This is a genomic window from Paraburkholderia sp. RL17-347-BIC-D (genome assembly GCF_046027915.1).
In the GTDB taxonomy this organism is placed as follows: domain Bacteria; phylum Pseudomonadota; class Gammaproteobacteria; order Burkholderiales; family Burkholderiaceae; genus Paraburkholderia.
Window position 1 is genome coordinate 148,841 of sequence record NZ_JARESS010000015.1, and the last position, 25,750, is coordinate 174,590.

Genomic DNA, 25,750 nt, shown 5'->3' on the forward strand with positions numbered 1-25,750 from the left:
ACCGCTTATTGCAATGCAGCACCGGTTTTCAACCGCGAGGAGACGCTTCGTGCACATCACTTCACACACATCACACCCGACGCCTGCGCAGCAACCCCAAATCAAGCCGCACTTCTGGCCTGAGGGCTGGTGGAAGCTGATGGAATACCGGATCGGTATTATTCCGCTGCCGGTCTACGTCATTCTGCTTGCGCTGATCGCGGGCTTCGCGATCACCGGAAAGGTGCCGGGTGAGATCTCGATGGCGATCGCCGTGCTGGCCTTTTTTGGTTTCACCTGCGCGGAGATCGGCAAGCGCCTGCCGATCGTCCGAAACATTGGAGCTGCCGCAATCTTCGCGACTTTCATCCCCTCGGCGCTGACCTACTACCATTTGCTGCCCAAGCCGATCCTCACGCTCACGACGGATTTCACGAAGTCGACCAACTTCCTCTATCTGTTCATTGCGTCGATCATCGTGGGCAGTATCCTGAGCATGGACCGCCGCGTGCTGATCCGGGGCTTCGTCAAGATCTTCGTTCCGCTCGCCCTCGGCTCGGTCGCCGCAGGTATTGTCGGGACGCTGGTCGGCACGGCACTCGGCCTCGGCGCACGCCATACGTTCTTTTATGTGGTGGTGCCGATCATGGCGGGCGGCATCGGCGAAGGCGCAATACCGTTGTCGATCGGTTATTCGGAAATCCTTCATCTGCCGCAGGGCGAACTGTTCGCCCAGGTGCTGCCGCCGGTGATGCTCGGCAGTCTCACCGCGATCATCTTTGCAGGGGCGCTCGACATGGTCGGAAAACGGCTTCCACATCTCACGGGTCAGGGCCGTCTGCAAGTCGGAGAGGAAGACGAAATGGATCCGGTGCAGGAGGAAATTCGCGGACATGTCGACGTCTCCCATATCGCAGCGGCGGGAATCACCGCCATCACGCTGTACCTGCTGGGGCTGATGTGTCGCAACATGTTCGGGCTGCCGGCGCCGGTGGCCATGTTGTTTCTCGCGGTGCTGGTCAAGCTCGCCCGGGCAGTGTCGCCGCCGTTGCAGGAAGGGGCCTTTGTCGTCTACAAGTTCTTCTCGACGGCCGTTACCTATCCGTTGCTGTTCGCGATCGGCGTGGCGATGACGCCGTGGGACAAACTGATGGCGGCGTTCACGTTAGCCAACATCATCACCATCGTCGCAACAGTGGCAACCCTAATGGGGACCGGCTTTGTGGTCGGACGCATGTTGAAGATGTACCCTATCGACACGGCGATCGTGAACGCCTGTCACAGTGGGCAGGGCGGGACCGGTGACGTTGCCATCCTCACAGCCGCCAACCGCATGCAACTCATGCCGTTTGCGCAGATCGCCACCCGCATCGGCGGGGCGATTGTCGTCACGATCACGTTGATCGTGCTGGCGCACATGGGATGATCATTGCTATTGGCGACCGCCGGGACGCCGCTCTGCACGTCGGAGTCGGCGGTCATTCTGCAATCGGGCGACCGGTGGGGCGACCTTGAGCATGAGGAAAAGCGGTATTCCATTGTGGGGCTTGGTGGCGGCAGCCGCGCTTTACTTCGGCGCGGCTGCCGCCGCGGTCGAGTTTGCGTGGGACCGGTCGATCAATGCGCTGGCGGAAATCGGCACACACCGGCTCGACTTGTATGCCGCCAGCCTCAAAAGCGAACTCGGCCGGTACGAGATGATGCCCTCCATCGTCGCGCGACAGGAAAGCGTGCGTGCATTGTTGGGCGCGATGCCCGACCCGGCGGCCGGACTTCTACAAACGGTGAATACCTATCTCGACGCAGTGAATCACGAGGCCGGCAGCGTTGCCGTGGATGTGATCGACCAGCACGGCTTGGTCATTGCCGCGAGCAACTGGAATCGGCCAGAGAGCTTCGTCGGCACAAACGTGTCCTATCGACCGTATTTCCAGGACGCGCTCGCGCATGGCGCGGGTCGCTTTTTCGGCATCGGTACCAACACCGGCATGCCCGGCCTTTATTTCGCGAGCGCGGTGAGGGATGCGGGTGGGCCGATCGGTGTGACGGCAGTCAAGGTAAGCGTCGACGCGCTCGAATCCGCGTGGAGGACGCCGGGCGAAGCGGCGATGGTGATCGACGCTAATGGCGTAATTGTCATTTCGACGATTCCGGCGTGGAAGTTCACCGCGCTTAGACCGATTACCGCTGAGCAGCAGCACCGGATCCAGGCGTCGCGGCAATACGCGGGCCGCAGCGTTGAAGCGCTGCCGTATCGGCGTCTCGATGATTGGGGTACCTCGGCGTGGTTTGCACGCTTTCCCGACTGGGCTCACCCTGGCCACGAGCGGCGCTATCTGGCGATGTCGCGAACCGCGCCGCAGGCCGGCGATTCGATCCTCGTTCTGCTCGACATCGCCGGTGCGCGGCACCAGCAGCAAATCGCGCTCGCGTTCGTCACGGGGGCCTTCCTCATCGTGGGTCTTTATTGCCTCTATGCGATCCAGCGCCGTCGCGCAATTGCGGAAAAACTAAAGGCACAGGACACCTTGCGCAGCGCCAATGATCGACTGGAGATCACGGTTCGCGAGCGCACGGCGGCACTGACGCAGGCCAACGAGCGGATGCGGCAGGAGATCGTCGAGCGCACACGCGCTGAGCAGCTTCTGCGGGACTCGCAGCAGGAGGTCGTGCATGCGGGCAAGCTTGCCGTGCTCGGACAGATGGCGGCCGGTTTGACGCATGAGTTGAACCAGCCGCTCGTTGCCATCAAAACGCTTTGCGAAAATGCAGTCACGTTTTTCGAACGCAATCAACCTGCACCTGCCATCGGAAACCTGCAGCGTATTTCGCGGCTGGTCGACAGCATGGCGGTACTGACAAGTGAACTCAAGACCTTCGCCCGCAAGCCTGATTTCGAACGGGTTGCCGTGTCACTGAATGAGGCGGTGACGCATGCGGTGCTGATCTACGAAGCGCGAATTCGCGACGAACACGTGCAACTAGACGTCCTCATCCCGGCCGGCACGACGATATGCGCGGAGCCGAGCCAGTTGCAGCAGGTGATCGTCAACCTGCTCGGCAATGCGCTCGATGCAGTCGCCGGCCAGGCCGAGCGTATTATTTCCATCGAAGCTTCCAGAAATGAGCAGCCGGGCCGCGTGCTCTTCAGCGTCAGTGACAGTGGCCCCGGCATCGCGCCAGAGGTGCTGTCGCATCTGTTCGAACCATTCGTTACCACGAAGCCGCGAGGGCACGGCCTGGGACTCGGACTCGCTATCACCTCCCGTCTTGTCAACGGCTTTGGGGCGCGAATCTTCGCCGCCAATCGAACCGACGGCGGTGCACAATTCACGATCGAATTCTCCGAGACGACGGCACAGGAGACAGCAAATGGGCGATGAGATTTGCGTTGTTGTAGTCGAGGACGATGAGAACGTTCGTCTCGGCGTCGAGCAGGCGGTTGCCCTGGCGGGATTTCCTGTGCGGGCTTATGCGGCTGCGGCTGAGGCGCTGGCGGAGGCCACGCCGGGGGCGCCGGTGGTGATCGTGTCCGACGTTCGGATGCCGGGCATCGACGGCCTGAAGTTGCTCGAACGCGTCCTCGCGGTCGATGCGCAGATCCCGGTCGTACTGATCAGCGGGCACGCGGACATCGCGACCGCGGTGGGTGCGATGCGAACGGGCGCCTACGACTTCATTGAAAAGCCTTTCTCGTCGGACCACATCGCGAGTCGAGTGGCGCGCGCTGTCGAGAAGCGCCGTCTGACGCTCGAAGTACAGGGCTTGCGCGCGGCGCTGCGAAACTGGAAAGGCATAGAAGGCCTTGTGCTCGGCAAGTCACCCGCGATCGTCGAGGTTCGTAGGAAGATCCTGCGGCTCGCGGATACATCTGTGTCAGTGCTGATTACGGGAGAAACTGGCACGGGCAAGGAACTGATTGCGCGCGGGCTGCACGATTTCGGCGGCCGCCGCGATCATCATTTCGTTGCGCTCAATTGCGGCGGTCTACCGGAGCAGCTATTCGAAAGTGAGTTATTCGGTCATGAAGCCGGCGCGTTCACGGGTGCGATCAAGAATCGCATTGGCAAAATCGAATGGGCCAACGGCGGCACGCTCTTTCTCGATGAGATCGAAACCATGCCCATCGCACTGCAGATCAAGATGCTGCGAGTACTGCAGGAACGCCGAATTGAACGGCTGGGCGCAAACGAGGAGATCGCCGTCGATTGCCGGATCGTGGCTGCGTCGAAGGCGGATCTCGCCGAGCTTTCGACAGATGGACGTTTCCGGGCCGACTTGCTGTATCGGCTGAACGTCGCGCAGATCGAATTGCCGCCTTTGCGCGAACGTCGTGAAGACGTACCGCTGCTATTCGAGCACTTTGTACTCGCTGCCGCGGTTCGTTTCGGGCAGTCCGCTCCGATTGTGTCGGCATCGCAGATCTCCGAGCTGATGTCGCACCAGTGGCCGGGCAATGTGCGGGAACTGCAGAACGTCGCGGACCGATTCGTGCTGGGTCTCGGCGGCGATTGTCTGTTGCCGAACGGCAGTCAGCGAATCAAAAGCGGAACGCTTGCGGAGCAACTTGCGCATTTTGAGCACATGCTGATCGAAGATATGCTGCGCCGGCACAATGGAAACATTGCTGAGGCCAGCGCGGAACTGGGAATGCCGAAAAAGACGCTGTATCACAAGGTGCGCCAATTGAAGTTTTCGGCTGGAGACGCGCAAAGCGAAGGGCTCGACGTGTGAGAGTCGGTCAGACCTATGGATCATGTGCCTTTCCACAATGCGCGGGATACGGTGCCGCACGCGACATAGTGAGTCATATCGGCCAGCACGATGATTATTACCAACACCGCTTGCAAAGGCACCCGCACAAATCGTTTTCACCACCTTCTCCGTAGTGGAGCGCGGGTCAAGACAGACGGAGCCTGTCTTGAGCCATCGTCGGATGCCCGAGCTCCGGCTTCTTGCCCACGCTGCTGCGACATGGCCAACACCGGATCGACGACCTTGGGCGCCACCGCCTTCTCGTGCAGATCCTTGATGAACGCCTCGCTTAGCGCAATGACCTTCGCCGATGCTCGCGGATCGAAAAGCGCGTGATCGAGCTCGTCATAAACAACCGCCTTGACATTCGAAAAGCGCGCCAGCTTCTTTCCGCGTTTGCCGAAATGCGCGTTGAACTGCTCCATCCCTTCGTCGCCTGAACCGTAGATGAAGAGAGTCTGCACGCCTTTGCGTTCGAGCGCATGAACGACGCTATGCGGGTCCGTAGCGGCTTCGGCCGCGCCGGCACCGTTGCCGGTCACGCCCAGCGTATGCGAACGCAGGCGCGCGATCAGGTTCGAAGCGACGGCCTGCGCGATGGGCCGGAACTTGCGCTTTCCGCTCAGGACGAGCCACCACTTGGACGGCTTGAATATCGCAGGCCCGACACGCTTCATCGAGTTGCGCTGCTCCTCCTCCAACTCCGCCATCGACATGCCTGGGGGTATGTAAAAGCGCGCGATATTGACCGCGATGACGGCCGTGAGCGTCGGCTCCACGAGCGATGCGTGCAAGGCGCTGTAGGCACCCGAGCAGATCCCGAACGAGATGACCGTGTGATAGCCCTTGCGCTTGAGCCAGGCGGCTGCCGTCGCGACATCCTCGATGGTTGTGGATGCATGAATCGACGGAACCAGATCGAGCGGCCCTTGTGCGGTGCGCGGCGGACTGTCGCCGATGCCGCGCGCATCGATACGCATGGATGCGATGCCGCGCCGAGCCATTTCACGCGCGATGCGAACCGACAGCCGGCTATCGCCGTGATGCACGCTGCCGGCGGTATTGGTGATCAGCATGACGGGCCCGAACGCGAGCCTGCCGCGCGGTTCGCACAGGATGCCGAACAGGCCGTTGGCGCCGAAGATGACCGGGTGCTCGCGGGCTTCGGGCGTTTCGATGATCGCTTCGTCGTCGAGTGATACGCTCGGCCGTGCGCCTTTATTCCCCGACCTTTGGACGCGCGTGCCCGGGGCGCCGTCCACGATCCACTGCACGGCCCGGTCAAACGAGCGAGCCGGCACGACCGACGACTTCGTCTCATCCACATATTCGAAGTAGCCTTCCAGCATGCTCGTTTCGACCTCGACGCCGCGTCCGCGCAGCGTCGAACACAGTGCGGCGCTAGCGCGGAAACGTGCATCGAGCACGAGAACGCGTGCGGGTAACGAAGCGTGTTCGTCCATTGACTTCGAGAGATCGAGCGCTTCCAGTTCACCGCAAAGCCGGTCGCTGTAAACCTGTCCGAGCACGTTAAACGGCCTGTCGCGCTGCGCGGCACGCAAGGGCGGGACGAGATTGTCGAGCCAGACCTTGCGCACTGCCGCCAGTTCGCGCAGATAGGCGTGCCCGCGTGTGACAGGCGCGAGCAACACGAGCGAGTCGGCCGCGCATCGACGCGACGCCAATGCTGCCACGGCCGCACCGAAACGCAAACCGCAGAGCGTCACGCTCGTCACACCGGTTTGTTCCTTGAGCCGCTCGACGGCCGCTACGGTATCGGACACGAAGGCATCGAGGTGATGGGCATTGCCGTCGACGCCTACGGAGTCTCCCGTTGCCAGATAGTCGAAGCGCAGCACGGGAATGCCGTACGCGGACAGCTCTTCGGCGAGGTAACGGATGCCCTTGTGGCACCACGGCTCTTCATGGCCAAAAGGACTGCAGATCACCACGCCATGTGTGCCATGCCCAGGATGAAGCCATCCAAATCGTCCACCGAATGCGATCGGCCTCATGGGTTACCTCGACCGGCTTGGTTATCGTCGCCTGTTATGGCCGGGTGGCAAAGAGCGGATGTTGCAGCCTCTTTTGCAACTTCGCCGCGCAATGTTCTTGTCTCGTAGCGCATGAGTGTCGAACCTCTTTTTTGTTTTGAGCATTTCGATCGATTGGATCGCTCTTTAGAAATGAGTTCGGTGCGCTAAACAACACTGCAGAAGCAGGGAACGAAGTTGACCTGGACACAGGGCATTGATGAGATCGCGCTGCAAGCAGTTGCCACCGTGTGGCGCTAAAGCTCCACGGTGGATGGAAAGGTTGTATTTTCAACGAGTGCTCGGGGACGCGGCCGAGGACTACGCATATCTCTTTCGAAGAGTCGATTGAGGCTTTACCCGTAACCCGCGCGCTTTATCGTGATGCCACTCGGGACTGTGGGAGTTCGCACATAGCATTGTTGCCCGGCGCAGTAATCTGTATGCGAGGGAGCGGAGCTCATCGTCAAGTACGGGGCATTGTTGGAATGCGACTGTTCGCCGGTGCCAGCCGGACGACAGATAAATACGCTATGACGCGTTGTTCCAATACGGGTGCGCGGACGAATCGCGAGAACTTCTTCAGGGGAGGCGTGCGCATGTACGCGCGCGAACCTTTGTTTCACAACATATCGGAGCGAGTCGCTCAGACACGCATGTCGCGCTTTGGCGCGGCGCTTGAGGTCTTCACACCGGCGAGCGTTTTGCGCGCTTCTTCCCAAGCTCGAGTTGAATTACGCGCAAAGCCTTCTCGGTCGGGAGATCGCGCCGGAGGAGTCGTCGGCGTTGACCGCTATAGCGGCTCGTCGCCGATGAGCGCGCGACCGTTTCGGCATGAGTTCGGAATATCTGAGCATGAGCGAGGACGCGGGAGTCGAACCCGGCGAACAGTTCGCACTCGATGCGCTGTGCTCACACATCAAGCGGCCGCAGTTCCAATCGATTTCCGGCTGCATTCGTGCCGGACGTGATCGCCGATCTTCCCCCGGCTGGGCCTGATGGTGAAGAACGTCGACGGCGCACATACCTGTCTCGTCGTCGAACCTCGCGACGGTCGCGAATATGCTCGCGCGCAGACTGATCGGCGCTTGCCGAGAATTGCGAGAGCAGTGTGAGTCGCCGCGCTTCCCATGCGCCTGGAACCCAGGAGTTTCAGGCGCAATCTCTCTTCAATTATTTTCTTTCAACCAAATTACTCATACGGTTAAAATCAGATTTAACTGACACAATGCGTGTACCCGATTATTCTTCATACGTTTAAAATCAACATCCAAAATCATCGGTATTGACATCCATACAAATGGGGATGTTCAGGAAATTTGTTCCGTGTTTGGTAAAAAGTATGATGATATGACGTACATGTTGTAACAAGTGTGACGTAGAACTGACTTTGGTAATCTGATACGATTGTTAAAAGACGGTAATATTTTACCGTCTAGCTATTCTTCTGCTCTCATCGGCGCTTTGCGTCATCGAAATGCAGGTCTGGCGATACCTTCCGGAAGACCCTGCTTTACCAATCCTGAAGTTCTCTTTGCTTTAAGCGGAGATTTCTTCGGGAATTCGCTCGCACCTTCGCGTATTCGCATCGCCGAATACGCGGGGTAGTGCGTATGTAAGCGTTCGGGCTTTTTGCGCCCGTTATCTCGCTTAATTTCCCTTTAAACGCCTGTGCGGTCGAGGTCGTCTGCTTGGGTTTTGGCTTTTCGATCGCGCCGGCATAGTTGGAACGACTTGAATGATTAAGAATACACCAGCTGCAACACTCTCAGTTTCTGACACTCAACTCGCGGTCCGTCGTAAATTTCTGACATCGTTATTGGCCGGCAGCGGTGCACTTGTGCTCGCCGCATGCGGCGGCGGCAGCGATCCCGCCAATGTCGACGCGGTAGCGAACAGAGGCCGGCACGGCGGCGGTGCCTCGAATCCGCGCGGCGCCAGTTCCCCGAGCGGCGCCAGTTCCCCGGCCGGCGCGAGCACGCCGGCTGCGCCGAGCACGCCAGCGAGCACGCCGTCAAACACCGATGGCGTTCTTCTCGACACGTCTTTCGGCGTAAAGGGTGATGGAACGACCAACGATCGCGCCGCGCTTCAGCGCGCCATCGACGGCTCCATCGGGCAGATTCTGCTGATTACCGGAAAGAGCCGGATCGATTCGGCCGGTCTCGATCTGCGTACCAATAGCCATGTGCGATTTGCAAGCGGCGCTTCGATCAAGTTGCTCCCGCATAATACCGACACTTATGAAATTCTTCGATTGGCGGACGTAAGCAACGTCACGCTCGAAAGCCCGTATCTCGACGGCAGCAAGGAATTGAATTCGGCGAAGTCGGGGGAATGGGGAATGGGGATTTCGATTAATGGCGCGACGAATTGCACCATTACGTCCCCGACCACGATTAATTGCTGGGGCGACGGAATTTATATCAATAATAGCGATAGGCAGAGTAGTTCCTACAGCAAAAACATTACGGTCAATTCTCACCATGCGACCGGATGCCGTCGCCAGGGTGTATCGATTATTAGTGGTAGCGGGATTACGTTCAATACTCCGCTTTGGGAAAATATAGGAGGAACGCAACCCGGATGCGGTCTTGATATCGAACCGAATGATAATACCGCCGTGTTTGAAAACATTCGCATCGTCAGCCCGACGACGAATAATTGCGCCGGTGGCGGGATTCTCATTTATTTCGGTTTCTTGCCAGGTCCGGTCAACAAGACGGTCAGCATCAGCATTACCGGTCATACGGATACGGGCAGTCCCGGCGGCTCGTTCAACGTTCAGGGCCTCCATCTGAACGGCTACGTCGTGAACGGATCGATTACCAGCGCCAATCCGGTCTGGAAACGCGCGATGAGCCTGGAAGACTGGGACAAGGGCGGCCCGACGGTGACGGTCACCAACGCGCGCATCGGGTGATGTGATTGTTTAGTCGGTGGCGCGATGCCGCAATGGATCGCGCCCCGGCTGTTTAATCGTCTGGTGGAACATTCTCCAGAGGAAAATGGCGATGGGTAGTTAAAAATCAGCGACGCTCCAGTTTGCCGGAATCATAGAAAAGCCTTCTTGTCGGAAGGAAGTTTCTTCGAGCGATTTCTCATCCGACGATCGATTCATATGTTTGGCGCGCAAGAGCTAAGTTGATGCGTTATACCTCAGTTGAATCCGCCGGTCTGTTCGGTTAAATCCGCCAATCAAATAAAAAAACGCAGCATTCTGGCGTTAATGGGCGAAGTCTGTGAAAAATCTCACAATACCATTTCCGCTTTATAGCTTCGCCGCATGGGTCCTCCGCGTTATTCAGTGCAACTTGGCGGTTTAGCTTTCCGTTCAAGGAACTGACACCGCGGCGCTTCGTGAGTGGACTTAGTAATGGGTGAGCGCCTTAAGGCGAAGGGCGTCACACTGACCAGCCACTTCGCCGAAGACCGCGTCGCAGTCTGCGGCACCTTATCGGTCACGATGCCGGCTTCGATGCATCGCGACATCGAGCTCGGAAATTCGCCTGGAATTGCCTTGACTTAGCGGTCGCGTCGCCGAGACGGGCAGGGAACTGAGCATTCCCACATCCTGAAACCAGGCGGATCAGACATCGTGGTACTTCGCGTTTCGAGAACGCACAAACAGGCGAGTTGGACGACGCCGGGTATGTCGGGCAAGAGCGCAGGCACGCAGCTAGCCGGGCGATGATGTCCCGCTACTGGCAATTCGAAATTCCGCGCGGCGTCAGCAAGCCTTCATGCCGGATGCGTCCCATTTTCGGACAAGCCGCCGATCCCCACCCACACTAAGCGTCCGATTTTGCGACAGTGCTCCAGCACGCGAGCCATCTGGTCGCTGCGGATAGCACCGCTTCCCATGCTCACGCGCCTTCTTAGGGAGGCGCGATCGCTTCCTTCTCCTTTGGCATGGACATTGCCTAGTCTGTGTCGGCGCCGCGCAAAAGCGCCGCTCGTATGGTTCGTGCATTTGCCGGCCATACATAAACGGAGGAGACAAAAGTGAAAGCTGCCGTGCTACATCAGTACGACGAGTCATTGACTCGTGAAGAATTCGTGCGCTACGAAGATGTCGACGATCCGAAGATCGAGCGACCCACTGATGTCATCGTCCGGATTGGCGGCGCCGGTGTGTGCCGCACCGATCTGCACGTCGTGGAAGGCATCTGGCGCAGCAAGGTCGATGTGACGTTGCCCTACATCATGGGCCACGAAAACGCCGGCTGGGTCGAAGAAGTGGGCCGCGGGGTGGAGAGTGTCAAGGTGGGCGACCCGGTCATCTGCCATCCCCTCGTAACGAGCGGACATTGCCTCGCCTGCCGTCGTGGCGACGATATGCACGCCACGGAGAGCCGGTTTCCCGGCATCAATGCCAACGGCGGCTACGCGCAATATCTGGCGACGGGCGAACGCTCGCTGATCCAGTTGCCGAAATCGCTCGCGCCGAAGGACGTCGCACCGTATACCGACGCCGGCTTGACCGCGTACCGCGCTGCGAAAAAAGCGTCGCGCCATTTGCTCCCCGGTCAGTTTGCCGTCGTGATCGGCGGCGGTGGTCTGGGGCACATCGGTATTCAGGTTTTGAACGCGCTTTGCGCGGCTGAAATCATCGTAGTCGACCGCTCCGAGGTCGCGCTGCAGCTTGCGAAGGATTGCGGCGCGCATCACACGGTCAAGGGCGACGGTGATGAAGTGGAGCGCGTACTCGAACTGACGGGCGGCAACGGCGCCGAAGCGGTGATCGATTTTGTCGGCGAAGGCGACGCAATCGCAAAGGGCCTCGCCATGACGCGCAACGCGGGCTTCTATTACATCGTTGGCTATGGCGGAAAGATCGAGTTGCCGACCATCGACATGATCACCAGCGAGAAGACGATCGTCGGCAACCTGGTCGGCACGTATCCCGAACTCGTCGAACTGATGGCGCTCGCCGACCGTGGCCTCGTCCATCTGTCAACCCGCGAATACCGTCTGAGCGAGGCGAACCAGGCGCTCAAGGATCTGCACCACGGCAAGGTCAAAGGCCGGGCGGTGTTGATTCCGTAGTCGCCTCGACGGGCGCACCTCAACGTGGAGATCGCCGTGACTGTGGAACGTGATGCAGCCGCGCTTTTCGAGCGCATGCGTCTGGTTATTGCACTGACCGAAGTCAATTCCCACCACTTGCGCGGAGAAAGCAGACGCGCGGGCGCGGAGATCGAACTGGCGTGCGCACTGGCTTGCGAGGAGCGCGACGGTGTGTCGCCAGAAGGAACGTCGCATATCGAGCAATTGCGCGAGCGCCTCGGCGAGGCCGAAAGCGCGTTGCGGGCGATCGAATCCGAGCGGGAGCGGCTTGCGAACGAGCTGGCTCAACTGGACAGTCGAGCTTCGTCTGAGACACAAGGGGGCTGGCAATGAATCGGATTCCGGTTACGGTGCTCACCGGCTTTCTCGGCGCTGGCAAAACCACGCTGCTCAATCGCATTCTGCGCGAGCAGCACGGCCGGCGTTATGCGGTGATCGTCAACGAGTTCGGCGCGATCGGCATTGACGGTGGTCTCGTCGTCGGCGCGGAAGACGAGGTCATCGAATTGAACAACGGCTGTGTCTGTTGCAAGGTGCGCGGTGATCTGATTCGCGTGGTGGCGGCGCTGGTCAAGCGTAAGGACGGTTTTGACGGGATCCTGATCGAAACCTCCGGTCTGGCTGACCCCGCGCCGGTGGTGCAAACCTTCTTTATCGATGATGAGATCCGGCAGCGCACGCGGCTCGACAGCGTAATCTGCGTGGCCGATGCCGCGCATTTGCAGGCGCGCCTCGCAGACAGCCGCGAGGCCGCGGAGCAACTCGCGCAGGCCGACATCGTACTGATCAACAAGATCGACCTCGTCGATCCGGCCGGTCTCGCTTCGGTTCAGGACGCCGTGCGGCGCATCAACCCGACCGTGGAATGGCGGACCAGTGTGCGCTGCGAAATACCGCTTGCCGCGCTGCTCGATCGCGGCGCGTTCGATCTCAAGCGCATGGCGCTTGCCACATCGGCGGGTGAGGGCGGTGAATCATCACGCGGCGAGCGGACTTACCACTACGTGCCGCTTCGTGCAGGCGCCCCCGTCAAACAGGGTCGCCATAGTCACGGTATCGACAGTGTATCGCTGCGTGTCGAGCGCCCGCTCGAACGCACGCGCTTCCTCTCCTGGCTGCAGCAGTTGGTGGTCGAGCAAGGCCAGAACCTGTTGCGTGCAAAAGGGATTGTCGATCTCGCCGGATCGGAGCGTCGCTTCGTGTTTCAGGGCGTGCACATGACGATGGATACGGATTTCGACCGGCCCTGGCGAGCCGGCGAACACCGTGACAGCCGCCTCGTGTTTATCGGCCGCAATCTCGACCGGCGCGAGTTGCGGGAGAGCATCCGGTACTGCGAGATCGACTCATGAACGCGCCTCCCGTTCTGATCGAACTGCTCGGGGCGTGTTGGGTCACCGACGCGTCCGTCGTCGAAGTCGTGTGGGACGCGGCGGGGCAATCCGCTGGATTCGCCCTCGGTGACGGCACGCTTGCGCTCGCCACGGGTGTCTGGGACGGCGGCCCTCGACTCAAACCACGCGAGAGCGGCGGCGTCGAGGTCGTGCAGGCGCAGGCACCACCCGCGCCGCTCGCGCGCTTCAGCGTGCATGAGGGCACGTGCCTGGCCCTTGCCGCCGACCCTGCGGGCGGCTTCTTGAGCGGTGGTGATGATGGCCGTCTCGTCCATCTGCGCCTCGATGGCACGAGCGAACTCGTCGCGCATGAAGCCGGCGCATGGATCGACCGCGTGGCCGCCAGCCAGGCGGGTGGTCGAGTCTATGCAAGCGGTCGCCGGATTCATTGGCTTGGGGCCAAACCTGCCTGCCTGATGCTGCCCGGATCGGCGACATCGCTGGCTTTCGACCCAACTGGTACACAACTGGCGATCTCGCATCATGGTGGCGTCACGCTGTGGGCAGCCGACACGCTCCGGGAGCGTCAGCTTGCGTGGCCGGGCTATCACCGCAACGTGGCGTGGAGCCCTGATGGCCGCTATCTCGTGAGCGGTATGGAAGAGAATGCGCTGCATGGCTGGCGGCTGCCCGACGGCGCGGACATCGAGATGGGCGGCTATCCCGGCCAGCCGCGCTCGCTATCGTTTTCCGCTGACGGCCGCTTTCTCGCCACCAGCGGCGGCATGCGCGCAGTGTGCTGGCGCTTCGATCCGCCCGGCGCGAACGACGAACCACACGAATGCGGCGTTCTCGGCAAGGCGCCGGTAAGCCAGGTGGCCTGCCATCCGGCTCATCCGCTGATTGCGGTGGGTTATCACAGCGGTGCGGTGTTGCTGTGTCAGCCAGGCAGTAGCGACATTTTGTTTATCAAGGATTCCGGCAACAGTGCGGTCAGCGCGATGGCCTGGTCGCCGGACGGTGGGCGGCTCGCTCTGGGAACCGAGGCGGGCGAGTTGGCGCTGGTGTTTCTGCCCGACGAGCTGTTCCGCTTCGGACGCCGCGGATAAACGGGCGGTGCTTCCATCCATGTCAAAACGGAGACAAACATGCATAACGGACACACACCCAAAGAGCAGTTCTTCGAGCGCCTTGGCGCCGTGTCGGACGAGATGATCGAAGCGTACGGCAAGGACTTCGCGCTAGGCGCGCTAATTCTTACGGCACGCTTTGTCGCCGAAGGAAAAGAGCCCGACGGCGCTGCCCGAAGCGTGATTCTTACGGGTGAAAGCCACGGCAGCGTTGCGACGTAGCAGCGTGCCACGGTTCGCCCCGATAGCCGTCACTGAAAATATGGTATCCGAAATAATATAGACGATCGATTCAGCACTCGCCACCCGATCCAAACGTCCCAATATCGGACAGCGTCGTGAGGCGGAGTTGTCGCAGAACACAACATGGCGCACTGCAAGAATTTCTGGCAAAAGCCCGTGCTCGTTACCAGGCTTGATGCGGAATAAAGAATTCCTTCTGGCACGCTTATCGCTCTATCAGTGCAGGTCAAACCGGAAGCGTCGACGTCACAAAACGCGAGCCGAAAACAGCAGGAGACACGATCAATGAAGACCGGCCCAACAGGCTTGTCCTTCCGTTCCTTCTCCCGAACTTTTCGCTTGCCAAAGAGACGGCCCGCCCGTGTTGTTGACTCTGGTCCTGGCGGTAGCCGGCCCTGCCCGAAGCGTCGCATTGCGACAGTTATCGAAATGGAACTAGGAGAGCTCAATGTCTGATGGATTAACGCTCAACAAGATCACGTCCCAGCGCGGGATCAGCATTGGCGAAGCGGCACGCCGCGTTGCCGATCTCGGTTGGACTCCGAGTTACGTCCAGGAGGCCATGACCTTCCCGACGGACTACAAGATCAGCAAGGCGCCACGCGACCCGATGAAACAGGTGCTGCGCTCTTATTTTCCGATGCAGGAGGAAAAGGACAACCGCGTCTACGGCGCACTCGACGCGGCATTGCGCGGCGACATGTTCCGCAACGTCCAGCCCCGTTGGGTCGAATGGATGAAGCTGTTCCTCGCCATCATTCCGTTCCCCGAGATTTCTGCGGCGCGTTCGATGGCGATGCTCGGCCGGCTCGCACCGGGTGAAGAGCTACGCACCGGCTTTACGATGCAGATGGTCGACGAGTTCCGGCACTCCACGATCCAGATGAATCTGAAAAAGTGGTACATGGAAAACTATATCGATCCGGCCGGGTTCGATATTACTGAAGCCGCATTTGGCAAGTGCTATGCCACCACGATCGGCCGTCAGTTCGCCGAGGGCTTCCTCACCGGCGATGCGGTTACGGCCGCTAACGTGTTCCTGCAGGTGGTGGCCGAAACGGCGTTCACGAACACGCTGTTTGTCGCGATGCCATCGGAAGCCGCCCGCAACGGCGACTACGCGTTGCCGACCGTGTTCCTTTCGGTGCAGTCTGACGAAAGCCGCCACATCGGCAATGGTCACTCGCTGGTGATGTCGATCATCAACGATCCGGACAACCATCTGCTGCTCGAGCGTGACCTGCGCTATGCGTTCTGGCAGAACCACGCGATCGTCGATGCCGCTATTGGCACCTTCATCGAGTACGGCACCACGGACCGCGACAAGAACAAGGAATCGTACGCCGAGTTGTGGCACCGGTGGATCTACGAGGATTACTACCGCACCTACATGCTGCCGCTGGAAAAGTACGGCATCAAGATTCACCACGACGACGTAGCCGCCGCCTGGGACCGCATTGTCAAGCAGAACTATGTCCACAAAGTCGCACAGTTCTTCTCCGTGGGCTGGCCCGTCAACTTCTGGCGCATTGAAGCGCAGACCGAAAAAGACTTCGAATGGTTCGAACACAAGTACCCGGGCTGGTACGCCGAATTCGGCGACTTCTGGAAGTGGTACGCGAAGAAGAGTGTGCCGGGCGAAACCAACATGCTGTTCGATCAGGAAAACGGTTACGTGTATCCGCACCGTTGCTGGAGCTGTCTGGTGCCCTGTCTGATCCGTGAAGACTTCGTGGTGGACGAGGTCGACGGCCAACTGTATACGTATTGCTCGGAGCTGTGCCGCTGGACGCATAAGGTGGCGTTCGCGCCGGAATACGAGGGCAGACCGACCCCGGCTATGGGCCGCTTCAGCGGACGCCGCCAATGGGAAGAGTGCTACCACGGCTGGGATCTGGCTGATTGCATCAAGGATCTCGGCTTTGTGCGCAGCGACGGCAAGACGCTCGTGCCGCAGCCCCATCTGCGCTTTGACGACAAGCAGATGTGGACGCTCGACCACGTGCGCGGCAACACGATCCAGAGCCCGATCGTGCTGCTGCGCGCCATGACACCGGAGCAGCGCGAGAAACACATTGCCGAGTATCGCGCCGGCTTCAAGATCAATCCGGTGAATTGACGAAGCTATCCGATCCGGCGGCGCCTATATCGCCGCCGGACGGATCAGGAGCACAAGATGAGCGACACGCAAGAGACGAGGCACGAGATGACGGACACAGGCGACGACAAAGTATTCCATACCGTTTCCTTCGAGCCGGTCGGTGTGCAGATGTCGGTGGCGGAAGGCGAGACAGTGCTCGATGCAGCGTTTCGCCAGGGCATTGCGGTTATGCATGGATGCAAGGAGGGGCAGTGCAGCAGCTGCAAGTCGCTGTTGATCGAAGGCGATGTCGAACTCAAGAAGTACTCGACGTTCGCGCTGCCCGACTACGAACGCGAATCCGGCCACATCCTGCTTTGCCGCACGCTCGCCTATAGCGATCTGACCGTCGAGCTACTGAATTATGACGAAGACCTGATGCGCCGCTCGATCGCGGTGAGCGAATATGATGCGACGCTCACGAAGATCACCGCGCTCACGCACGACATCAGGCTGCTGGAAGTGAGGTTGTCGAGGCCGTTGCGCTTTTGGGCCGGACAGTATGTCGACCTGACGATTCCGGGCGCGGGCATCACGCGATCTTTCTCGATGGCGAATACGCCTGACGGCGAATCGACGCTGAAATTCATCATCAAGAAGTATCCCAATGGCGCGTTTTCGTCGCAACTTGACGGTGGTCTGAGCCCGGGCGACAGGCTGATCGCGAAGGGGCCGTACGGCACCTGTTTTCGTCGTGAGGACCAACCCGGACCGATGATTCTGGTGGGCGGAGGGTCGGGCATGTCGCCGCTGTGGTCGATCCTCAGCGACCACGTGCAAAGCGGCGAAGAGCGACCGATCCGTTTTTTCTACGGCGCGCGCAGCCGTCGCGATCTGTTCTATCTCGACGAGTTCGAGGAGCTGGAACAAAAGCTGCCGGATTTCCGCTTTATTCCGGCGCTCTCGAATGCCGAACCAGATGACGGCTGGATGGGTGAGACCGGCTTCATCCACGAGGTGCTCAGCCGCACCTTGCGCGAAGAGGCGCTCGCTGGCGAGATCGACGCCTACACATGCGGTCCCACCCCGATGATCGAGGCGGTGATGCCGGTTCTTCAGATGGCGGGTGTCGCGCCAGAGCGGCTCTATTTCGACAAGTTTACGCAGGCGGTTCGCTGACCGAATCTGGCAACACGCCTATTCGAAGTGCCTATAACCGAAACACGATGGAGGACTAACATGAGTACGTTGGCAGAGCAGTCGCCAGTGAAGTCGGGCGCGGCCGGCGCGGCCCAGTTTTCCGGCTGGGACAGCCGCAAGTACAACTACTTCGAGCCGAAGGGACGCAAGGCGAGCCACTACGAAGACATGACAGTGGATGTACAGCCGGACCCGAATCGGTATCTGCTGCAAGACTGGATTCTTGCATTCGCTGACGGCACGCCAACGTATTCGAAAACCTGGACGGCGGCCAAAAGCTCGGACTGGCATCGGTTCCGCGCGGTGGACGAAGAGTGGGAGCGCACCCATTACCAGCGTCAGTCGACCATTGTCGGCATGATCACCGGCGCGATCCAGAACGCGCGGCGCTCGGGTGCGGTAAAGCGCTTCGATAAAACCTGGATCAAGGTGCTGGAACAGCATCTGGGCGCATACAAGCATGCGGAGTTCGGCTTGGGCACGGCCACGATGCATGCGCAGCGCTACGGCTACACCCAGATGATCAATAGCGCCATCCTCACGAACGCGTCGTACAAGCTGCGCTTTGCTCAGGACCTGACGCTTTATTTAGGCGAGATCGCGTTGGACCTGCCCAACCTCGACCTCGATGCCGGCAAGCAGCATTGGCTCACCGACCCAATCTGGCAGGACACGCGCCGGGCGATAGAGACCATCGGCGGCGCCACCGATTTTCTCGAGAAGTACTTCGCCGTGAACATCGTATTCGAGCCGCTCGTGGCAGATCTGTTTCGCAGCGGATTCATCATGCAGTTCGCCGCCTCGCAAAACGATTTTCTGACTCCGACCGTCGTGTCCGCGGCGGAAGGCGACTATGAGCGCAATCTGGCCAATGCCGTCGAACTGTTCCATATGCTCGCCAACGACCCGCAACACGGCGAAGCCAATCGCAAGCTGTTCGGCGAGTGGCTGGAAAAACACGGTGCGCTGGCCTCGGCGGCAGCAAAACAGTTGCAGCCGATCTGGTCGATTCCGCACGTGAAGACGGCCCAGTTCAACGACTGTCTGAACAGTTCCATAGAGCGGGCGGAGATGATCGCGAGAGAAATCGGCGTTCACTTTCCGTCGTCGATCCGCGCCTGAGCGCTTCTCGAACCCATCGAACCAACCGCGAAGAGGAGTACGCAATGTCAGTGCATACCGACAATATTTTCAAGTCGATGAAGGACGTCCGCTTCGAACAGACCATTTCGCATCAATGCGGCGTGACGATGAACGACAGCGTCGAGGCCCGGGCGATTGCCGAACTGATGTCCGCCAAGCCGGGCATCACGGTGACCTATCTGCCCGCGATGATCCGTATCGACGGGCAGGGCAAGATCGAGTTCAAGATGGGCGAGATCAGCGAAGTGCTCGGTCGCGAGATGACGCCGCATCTGTTCGAAATCTCCACCTCGACCCACTACGGGCGGATGGTGATGATCGACGACGAGACGGTGGTGCTGTTCGGCAATATGGACGATGCGATGGCTTACGAGTGAGCGAACACCCCGCCAGCTAATCAGGCGGCCGCGTGTCCTCAAAGGGCTACGGGCCGCCCATGCAACCAAGGAGACGAATGCCATGTATCGAACCACGGACGGTGAGGAAATCTTCGTCATCGACGGACACGTTCATCTATGGGACGGCAGCAAGGCCAACCTTAAAAACGTGCACGGTCAGCAATTCATTGACTGCTTCTACGCGTATCACTCGAACCTGAGCCCCAAGGAGTATTTGTGGCCGAAGGAGAAGTTCGACAAGTACGGCGAAGAAGCCATGTACAACGACCTGTTCGTCACGGGTTACGACGACATGGCGATCTGTCAGCCAACCTATCTGACGGACTTCTACAAGAACGGCTTCAACACGACCGAAGCCAACTACTTGCTCAAGCAGAAGTTTCCGCACCGCTTTATCGTCAACGGCGCATTCGATCCGCGCGATGGGGAAGCCGGACTCGATCGTCTCGAGGAGCTTGCGTCCCTCTACAAGATTCAGGGCGTCAAGCTTTACACGGCGGAGTGGCGCGGCGACAGCAAGGGCTACAAGCTATCGGACCCCGGCGTGCAGCGTTATTTCGAACGCTGCGAGAAGCTGGGCATCAAGAACATCCACGTGCACAAGGGACCGACGATTCTGCCGCTGAATCGCGACGCGTTCGACGTGGCCGATGTTGACGATGCCGCCACCAGCTTTCAGAACCTGAATTTCATCGTCGAGCACTGCGGCTTGCCACGGCTTGACGATTTCTGCTGGATCGCGACCCAGGAGACGAATGTCTACGGAGGTCTCGCCGTGGTGCTACCGTTCATCCATACCCGACCTGAGTACTTCGCGCACGTGATCTCGGAACTGCTGTTCTGGATCGGCGAGGACAAGATCCTCTACGGCAGCGACTATGGCATCTGGTCGCCGAAATGGCTGATCGAGAAGTTCATGGCCTTCGAACTGCCCGAGTCGGTGAGTAAGGAAACCGGCGTGCAGTTGTCGCTGACGGCCAAGAAAAAGATCCTCGGGCTCAATGCGGCGCGGTTGTACGGCATCGACATCGAGGCGCAAAAGGCGCTGCTGGAGGACGTCCGGCAACCGGCAGCGGTCGGCGCATGAGCACCGCGCGCGCTGTGCAAGCACCGGCTGTCGTCGTGTCGAGGAGCGCTGTCGACCGGGTCGCCGAGGTCTGGTCCCGGCTGGCGGCGGTCGACGACCCGGAACTCGATGAGTCGGTGACGGAGCTGGGTTTCGTCACCGCGGTGGAGGTCGACGGCGGCTCTGTATCGATCGGTTTTCGCCTGCCGACCTACTGGTGTGCGGCCAACTTCGCCTACCTGATGGCGGACGACATGCGACAGGCGATAGCGGCCTTGCCATGGGTGACAGACATCACGATCACACTCGACGAGCATATGTATGCCGCCGAGATCAATCGAGGCGTAGCCACCGGACGGTCGTTCCAGCAAACCTTCGGCAACGAAGCGAATGGCGAAGTGGAGGACGTGCGGCGCATTTTTCTCGTCAAGGCTTTTCAGCGGCGGCAGGAAGCGCTTTTAAGCTGGCTGCTGGCGCAAGGCAACGAGCCTGCGATGCTGGTGCGCTTGAACATGGCGCAGCTGTCTGCGCTCGCAAGCACAAGCACGGACGACGACGGGAAAACCCAGCGCCTGGTCGCGCGATATCGCGAGCGGCGTTTTGTAGTGGGGCGCTGTATCGACGAAGCAGAGCAGACGGATGAACCGGCTTTTATCGACACTGAAGGTGCGCCGCTGAATCCTGACGGGCTGGGTGCATACCTGCGCGCGTTGCGAAGGGTCGGCGTCAATGCCGAATTCAACGGCGCGTTATGCCGCGGTCTTCTGGCTGCCCGCTATGGCGAAAGCTGCACTCCGGCGTCAGCGGTCGAGATCAAACCGGTGCATTTCGTCCGCACTGGCGGTTCGAAGCCCGGAGGCACGTTCGCGCCACCGCGAGAGACACGCGGCGCAGCAGAGTAAAAAACATCAATCCGAACTAACCGGATCAGGAGGAGCAGGATCATGCCGAATATCATGCTGCATGACGACGACGCGCGTATGGCGCTAGGTCGAGGCGTTGCGAAACTGGCCAAGGCAGTGCGAGGCACGCTCGGCCCACGTGGAATGAACGCGATCATCGACCGGCCAATCGGCACGCCGATCATTTCGCGCGACGGTGTCAGCATTGCCAACGAGATCGAACTCGAAGATCCATTCGAGAATATCGGTGCGCAAGTCGTCCGCGAAGTGTCCAAGCAGACCAATGAAGTTGCCGGGGACGGCACGACCACCGCGACCGTTCTGGCCGACGCACTGGTCCAGGACGGGCTCGCTTGCCTCGCGCAAGGCGCCAATCCGGTCGAACTAGTGCAAGGTCTGGAACTAGCCGTCAACGAAGCAATCGACGCGCTCAAACGCGCTGCGACGCCTCTGCGCAGCGGTGACGAAGTGCGCGCCGTGGCGGTGGTGGCAGCCAACGACGAATTCACCGGCAAGCTGGTGGCCGAAGCATTGGAGCGGGTGGGCGCCGATGGGATTGTCGATGTGGAATACGGCACCACCGTCGAAACCCGTCTGGAAGTAGTAGACGGGATGGCTTTCGATCGCGGCTACCTGTCACACCATATGGTGACGGACATCGAGAGAATGCAGGTGGTGCTGGATAACCCGCTCATTCTGATGACCGACCAGCGGCTGCAATCGCAGGAAGAAGTCGCAGCGCTTCAGGCATTGGCGAGCCGGAGTAAACGTCCGCTGCTGATCATTGCCGAGGAGGTGGCGCCGGCCTGCGTCATGACGCTGCTCGCATGGCGCGACAACGGCGGCATGCCTGTCGCCGCGATTCATCCACCGGAGTACGGACACTGGCGCAAGGCGATGCTCGAGGACATCGCGATCGTCACAGGCGGTAAGGTCGTTGCCCGCGACCTGGGCGGAAAGCTGGAAGCCACCGAATTGCGCGACCTCGGCAGCGCGCGGCAGGTGCGCATTTCGTCGAACCAGACCATCATCACGGCCGGCGGGGGCGATCCGTCGGCGGTTGCGGCGCGCCGTCAGCAGGTGGCGCGTCAGTATGAGATGGCGCCGGAGAACGTTGAGCGCGACAAGTTTCAGGTGCGCCTTGCAAAACTGTCGGGCGGCACCGCGCTGATTCTCGCGGGTGGAGCGACGCCGGTCGAACAGAAGCGTCGACTGCATCTGATCGACGATGCCATCCACGCGGCGCGCGCGGCGATTGCCGAAGGCGTCGTGCCGGGCGGCGGCATGGCCCTGTTGCGGGTCTCGTCCGAACTGGAGGGCGTCATTGCGCGTAGCCACGGCAGCGTGCAGCAAGGCGCGCGGCTCTTGCAGCGCGCGTTGGCAAAGCCGCTCTTTCACATCGCGACGAATTGCGGCCTCGACGGCGCGGCCATCGTAAGTGAAGCGGTGCGGGCAGAACCCGGCATGGGTCTCGACGCGCGTAGCGGCGCATTCGTCAATCTCGTCGAGGCTGGCATCATCGATCCGGTAAAGGTCAGCTACAGCGCGGTGCGCAATGCGGCATCGGTTGCGGGGTTGATTCTCACCACCCAGACGCTGATCGCCAAGAAGCCGGAGACGATCGATCCGACCGCCGGACCGGCACTAGGCGCAGGCGCAGAACTGCTCGGCCGCCAATAGATGCGTGAGTTCGACATAGCCGGTCTCCGTATCCGGGGACCGGCACAGCAAGGCCGCTGCCGGCACGAATCGGGCGGCCACCGGTAGAAGGAGACGAACGATGGCTACAGGAACGGCCCGCCACTTCAGCGCAATTGCGATGACTGCGCGTTATCTTTGCGCGATGCCTTCGACGCGCCTGCTCAAGCTCACACTGGGCTGGAGCATTACACTGTGTGGGACAGGTATTCTGGTAAATGATGTAAGCGCAACGATCGCTCCGTTTTTACGCGGCGTCGCCGGAGCGATCATTAAAGCAATGGCGTAGTCGACATGCTTGCCTGCCTGGGCGGTCGCTCTTGCGGATTGCGGCGAGAAGGAGAACGCACGCCTGGATGATCGCGTTCAGCGAACGTGCGTGACGAATTCAGGGGCACGACAAAAGAAGCTAAGAAAGGGGCGCGATCCGGTGCGCTGACCGTGTTTCCCCCAAAAGACATGTTGAAGATCCAGGGCTATACTGCACGCGCGTTAGCTGCTGGGTTTGAAAAAATAGAAGTCCACCAGATACGCCCAGCCATAACATCCTAGCTAGTCAAGACGAAGCCAGCCGTAGAGCCCGGTTCCGCGTTAACCCATCGCCCAGGAGGAAAGTTGTGGCGAGGAGACATCAGATTGGCAGCATGTTGGGTCTAGGTAATCAGGCCGCGATGCGCAGCATCGTGGCCAACGCGCAGCGCGCCAATCTCCGTCATTCCGACCGGGGTACGATGCTCGCGTGGGAACGTTTTCTGGCGGGCGAGCCGTCCACGTCTGCTCCCCCGGCGCTCATCGACTCATGGCAACGCAGCTTGCAGTCCGGTGTCAGTCCGACCGCGGTCTCGGCGCCGATCGCGGTACACGGCGACGCGGTTGCGGCGCTGTGCTGGCGCCATCGCGACCTGCTGGCAGCGGCCGACCGCCTGTTCACGGTCACGGCCGACCTTTTCGCCGATTCACATTCAATCCTGCTGCTCACGAATCAGGACGGCGTGATCCTCAAAGCGGCCGGCGATTTGCGCACGCAGGCGGCGGGCGAAAAAATCCATCTGACGATCGGTGGCGACTGGGGCGAGGGCAGAGCCGGCACGAATGGGATCGGCACCGCGCTGGCGACCCGCGAGCCGACCTATATCCATGCCTCCGAGCACTTCTGTGAAGGCATCAAGTCATGGAGTTGCGCAGCCGCGCCGATTTGCGAACCGGGCACTGGTGCGGTGATCGGTGTGCTCGATATTTCCGGACCGCCTTCCACCTATCAGATCAACAACCTCACGTTGGCCGTGACCGCGGCGCGCCAGATCGAAATGGTGCTCGCCGAGCAGGCCGCGCGCGAGCATATGCGTTTGTTGGCCTTTTGTCTGCAACGGTTGTCGTCGTCGGATGCAACCGGCATGGTGGCGATAGACCGCAGTGGCCGGCTCGTGCATACCACGGGCAGAGTCGCATTGCCGGTCGGCATCGGTGAGCGTTTCCCGGGGATGAGCGAGACTTCCGCCGTGGAGGACTGGACGCAGCATTTGCCCGCAGGCTTGCACGCCGAATGGTTCAATCCCGTGGTCGTCGACGGCAACACGATTGGCGCGATGCTGGTCGTGCCCGCGCGAACCCGCCCCATCCATGCGCGAGTCGCGGAGCGCAGCGGAGAGGCTGATCCGCTGCGCAACTGCTTCGCGCAGATCCAGGGGCGAAGTGCGGCGATGCTGGCGGCCGTCAATCGTGGACGCCAACTTGCCAGCAGGCGCGTACCGGTACTGATCGAGGGCGAAACGGGGGTTGGCAAGGAACTGTTCGCGCGCGCCATTCATGGCGAAGAAGGAGGAGGCGGCCCGTTCGTCGCGTATAACTGCGGGGCGGCGTCGAAAGAACTGATTGCGAGCGAGTTGTTCGGTCACGTGCGCGGCGCTTTTACTGGCGCGACGACGGAAGGGCGGGCCGGCCGTTTCGAGCTGGCTCATGGTGGGACGCTCTGTCTCGACGAGATCGGTGAGATGCCGCTCGAGCTGCAACCTGTCCTGTTGCGTGTGCTGGAAGAAGGCATCATCTACCGGCTTGGCGACACGCAGCCGCGGCGCGTCGATGTGCGCCTGCTGGCAATGACCAACCGCAATCTGCGCGAAGAGGTCGAGTCCGGTCACTTTCGCCGCGATCTGTATTACCGGATCAGTGTTACGCGCATACGTATTCCGCCGCTGCGTGAACGGGACATTGATATCGATCTGCTCGTCGAGCACTTTAACCGCAAGCTTGCCTTGCGCCACGGGGTCCCCGAACGACAACTGAGCGCGGAGATCATGGCGGTGTTGCGCGCCTATTCGTGGCCAGGCAACGTAAGGGAAATGCGCAACGTGATCGAGAATATGCTTTTGACGTCCGGCGAGCCCGCTGTGTCGTTCGATGATCTGCCTACCGAGTTGCTCGATGAAATCGCGACGTCCGGGGACGTGCCGTTGCTGCGGGACGAGGGGGCGAGTCTCGAAGAAACGGAGCGTTTAGCCATTGCACGCGCGGTGCACAATGCGCACGGCAATCTTGCGCAGGCCGCCCGCGCCTTGGGCGTTTCGCGTAGCACCCTTTATCGCAAGATCGAGCTTTATCAGTTGGAAGGGATCGTCAAGCCAGCGGGAAAGGAATGAGGTTGTGCGGAGACCTGCGCATTGGCTGCTCGCGGGGGGCGGCAGATGACCACGTCGGGCGCAGAGGGACTGCGCACCTGATC

Annotated in this window: 19 protein-coding genes; 18 read left to right on the forward strand and 1 reads right to left on the reverse strand. The window is 60.4% G+C overall.

Going from position 1 to position 25,750, the window contains the following annotated elements; translation table 11 throughout:
* Positions 1–13: 13 nt before the first annotated feature.
* The 3 genes from P0D96_RS21680 to P0D96_RS21690 all read left to right on the forward strand — a co-directional run bounded on the left by P0D96_RS21680 (position 14) and on the right by P0D96_RS21690 (position 4,713).
* Positions 14–1,405 (forward strand): 2-hydroxycarboxylate transporter family protein, encoded by a 1,392-nt coding sequence (locus P0D96_RS21680; protein ID WP_408315216.1) that lies wholly within the window; start codon positions 14–16, stop codon positions 1,403–1,405.
* A gap of 91 nt (positions 1,406–1,496) precedes the next feature.
* Positions 1,497–3,362 carry a sensor histidine kinase gene (locus tag P0D96_RS21685; protein ID WP_408315261.1) on the forward strand — a complete coding sequence of 622 codons (1,866 nt, stop codon included), beginning with the start codon at positions 1,497–1,499 and terminating at the stop codon, positions 3,360–3,362.
* Positions 3,352–4,713 (forward strand): sigma-54-dependent transcriptional regulator, encoded by a 1,362-nt coding sequence (locus P0D96_RS21690; RefSeq protein ID WP_408315218.1) that lies wholly within the window; start codon positions 3,352–3,354, stop codon positions 4,711–4,713. The genes P0D96_RS21685 and P0D96_RS21690 overlap by 11 nt, the downstream gene beginning before the upstream one ends.
* 137 nt (positions 4,714–4,850) lie before the next feature.
* Here the strand turns inward: P0D96_RS21690 and P0D96_RS21695 are convergent, their stop codons facing one another.
* A complete protein-coding gene (locus tag P0D96_RS21695) occupies positions 4,851–6,749 on the reverse strand; it encodes a serine aminopeptidase domain-containing protein (RefSeq protein WP_408315220.1) in 1,899 nt (632 codons plus the stop codon).
* A gap of 1,756 nt (positions 6,750–8,505) precedes the next feature.
* Between P0D96_RS21695 and P0D96_RS21700 the strand changes: the two genes are divergently transcribed.
* From P0D96_RS21700 to P0D96_RS21770, 15 genes are all read left to right on the forward strand, one after another.
* Positions 8,506–9,690: a hypothetical protein gene (locus P0D96_RS21700; protein WP_408181349.1), complete on the forward strand. Its 1,185-nt coding sequence runs from the start codon at positions 8,506–8,508 to the stop codon at positions 9,688–9,690.
* A gap of 1,082 nt (positions 9,691–10,772) precedes the next feature.
* Positions 10,773–11,816 (forward strand): NAD(P)-dependent alcohol dehydrogenase, encoded by a 1,044-nt coding sequence (locus tag P0D96_RS21705; RefSeq protein WP_408315222.1) that lies wholly within the window; start codon positions 10,773–10,775, stop codon positions 11,814–11,816.
* Positions 11,817–11,852: 36 nt separating this feature from the next.
* Positions 11,853–12,170, forward strand: coding sequence for a hypothetical protein (locus P0D96_RS21710; protein ID WP_408315224.1), 318 nt, complete (start codon positions 11,853–11,855; stop codon positions 12,168–12,170).
* Positions 12,167–13,189, forward strand: coding sequence for a CobW family GTP-binding protein (locus tag P0D96_RS21715; RefSeq protein ID WP_408315226.1), 1,023 nt, complete (start codon positions 12,167–12,169; stop codon positions 13,187–13,189). Before P0D96_RS21710 ends, P0D96_RS21715 begins: the two co-directional genes overlap by 4 nt.
* On the forward strand, positions 13,186–14,280 hold the full coding sequence (locus P0D96_RS21720; protein WP_408315227.1) for a WD40 repeat domain-containing protein: 1,095 nt from the start codon (positions 13,186–13,188) through the stop codon (positions 14,278–14,280). The genes P0D96_RS21715 and P0D96_RS21720 overlap by 4 nt, the downstream gene beginning before the upstream one ends.
* Positions 14,281–14,319: 39 nt before the next feature.
* Entirely contained in the window at positions 14,320–14,523 is a 204-nt protein-coding gene (locus P0D96_RS21725) for a hypothetical protein (protein ID WP_408181359.1), read from the forward strand.
* A 469-nt stretch (positions 14,524–14,992) separates the two neighbouring features.
* The gene (locus P0D96_RS21730) at positions 14,993–16,663 is read left to right on the forward strand and encodes an aromatic/alkene/methane monooxygenase hydroxylase/oxygenase subunit alpha (protein WP_132377163.1); all 1,671 of its coding nucleotides are present in this window, start codon (positions 14,993–14,995) and stop codon (positions 16,661–16,663) included.
* A gap of 57 nt (positions 16,664–16,720) precedes the next feature.
* The gene (locus P0D96_RS21735) at positions 16,721–17,803 is read left to right on the forward strand and encodes an NADH:ubiquinone reductase (Na(+)-transporting) subunit F (protein WP_408285889.1); all 1,083 of its coding nucleotides are present in this window, start codon (positions 16,721–16,723) and stop codon (positions 17,801–17,803) included.
* A 60-nt stretch (positions 17,804–17,863) separates the two neighbouring features.
* Positions 17,864–18,946, forward strand: a complete 1,083-nt coding sequence (locus P0D96_RS21740; RefSeq protein ID WP_408315230.1) for an aromatic/alkene monooxygenase hydroxylase subunit beta — start codon at positions 17,864–17,866, stop codon at positions 18,944–18,946.
* A 44-nt stretch (positions 18,947–18,990) separates the two neighbouring features.
* Positions 18,991–19,344 carry an MmoB/DmpM family protein gene (locus tag P0D96_RS21745; RefSeq protein WP_018434416.1) on the forward strand — a complete coding sequence of 118 codons (354 nt, stop codon included), beginning with the start codon at positions 18,991–18,993 and terminating at the stop codon, positions 19,342–19,344.
* 82 nt (positions 19,345–19,426) lie between these two features.
* Positions 19,427–20,452 (forward strand): amidohydrolase family protein, encoded by a 1,026-nt coding sequence (locus P0D96_RS21750; protein WP_408315232.1) that lies wholly within the window; start codon positions 19,427–19,429, stop codon positions 20,450–20,452.
* Positions 20,449–21,333, forward strand: coding sequence for an iron-sulfur cluster assembly protein (locus tag P0D96_RS21755; protein WP_408315234.1), 885 nt, complete (start codon positions 20,449–20,451; stop codon positions 21,331–21,333). Before P0D96_RS21750 ends, P0D96_RS21755 begins: the two co-directional genes overlap by 4 nt.
* A 42-nt stretch (positions 21,334–21,375) precedes the next feature.
* Entirely contained in the window at positions 21,376–23,013 is a 1,638-nt protein-coding gene (locus tag P0D96_RS21760) for a molecular chaperone GroEL (RefSeq protein ID WP_132377168.1), read from the forward strand.
* A 100-nt stretch (positions 23,014–23,113) separates the two neighbouring features.
* On the forward strand, positions 23,114–23,320 hold the full coding sequence (locus P0D96_RS21765) for a hypothetical protein (RefSeq protein ID WP_408181366.1): 207 nt from the start codon (positions 23,114–23,116) through the stop codon (positions 23,318–23,320).
* 355 nt (positions 23,321–23,675) lie between these two features.
* Positions 23,676–25,667 (forward strand): sigma-54-dependent Fis family transcriptional regulator, encoded by a 1,992-nt coding sequence (locus tag P0D96_RS21770; RefSeq protein WP_408315263.1) that lies wholly within the window; start codon positions 23,676–23,678, stop codon positions 25,665–25,667.
* Positions 25,668–25,750: the final 83 nt, after the last annotated feature.

Bases quoted from the DNA above. Each gene is read 5' to 3' on its own strand.
- P0D96_RS21700 (WP_408181349.1), top strand. From the start codon at position 8,506: ATGATTAAGAATACACCAGCTGCAACACTCTCAGTTTCTGACACTCAA.
- P0D96_RS21730 (WP_132377163.1), top strand. From the start codon at position 14,993: ATGTCTGATGGATTAACGCTCAACAAGATCACGTCCCAGCGCGGGATC.
- P0D96_RS21725 (WP_408181359.1), top strand. From the start codon at position 14,320: ATGCATAACGGACACACACCCAAAGAGCAGTTCTTCGAGCGCCTTGGC.
- P0D96_RS21740 (WP_408315230.1), top strand. From the start codon at position 17,864: ATGAGTACGTTGGCAGAGCAGTCGCCAGTGAAGTCGGGCGCGGCCGGC.
- P0D96_RS21770 (WP_408315263.1), top strand. From the start codon at position 23,676: ATGTTGGGTCTAGGTAATCAGGCCGCGATGCGCAGCATCGTGGCCAAC.
- P0D96_RS21760 (WP_132377168.1), top strand. From the start codon at position 21,376: ATGCCGAATATCATGCTGCATGACGACGACGCGCGTATGGCGCTAGGT.
- P0D96_RS21735 (WP_408285889.1), top strand. From the start codon at position 16,721: ATGAGCGACACGCAAGAGACGAGGCACGAGATGACGGACACAGGCGAC.
- P0D96_RS21755 (WP_408315234.1), top strand. From the start codon at position 20,449: ATGAGCACCGCGCGCGCTGTGCAAGCACCGGCTGTCGTCGTGTCGAGG.
- P0D96_RS21745 (WP_018434416.1), top strand. From the start codon at position 18,991: ATGTCAGTGCATACCGACAATATTTTCAAGTCGATGAAGGACGTCCGC.
- P0D96_RS21765 (WP_408181366.1), top strand. From the start codon at position 23,114: ATGGCTACAGGAACGGCCCGCCACTTCAGCGCAATTGCGATGACTGCG.
- P0D96_RS21690 (WP_408315218.1), top strand. From the start codon at position 3,352: ATGGGCGATGAGATTTGCGTTGTTGTAGTCGAGGACGATGAGAACGTT.
- P0D96_RS21750 (WP_408315232.1), top strand. From the start codon at position 19,427: ATGTATCGAACCACGGACGGTGAGGAAATCTTCGTCATCGACGGACAC.
- P0D96_RS21685 (WP_408315261.1), top strand. From the start codon at position 1,497: ATGAGGAAAAGCGGTATTCCATTGTGGGGCTTGGTGGCGGCAGCCGCG.
- P0D96_RS21695 (WP_408315220.1), bottom strand. From the start codon at position 6,749: ATGAGGCCGATCGCATTCGGTGGACGATTTGGATGGCTTCATCCTGGG.
- P0D96_RS21680 (WP_408315216.1), top strand. From the start codon at position 14: ATGCAGCACCGGTTTTCAACCGCGAGGAGACGCTTCGTGCACATCACT.
- P0D96_RS21715 (WP_408315226.1), top strand. From the start codon at position 12,167: ATGAATCGGATTCCGGTTACGGTGCTCACCGGCTTTCTCGGCGCTGGC.
- P0D96_RS21720 (WP_408315227.1), top strand. From the start codon at position 13,186: ATGAACGCGCCTCCCGTTCTGATCGAACTGCTCGGGGCGTGTTGGGTC.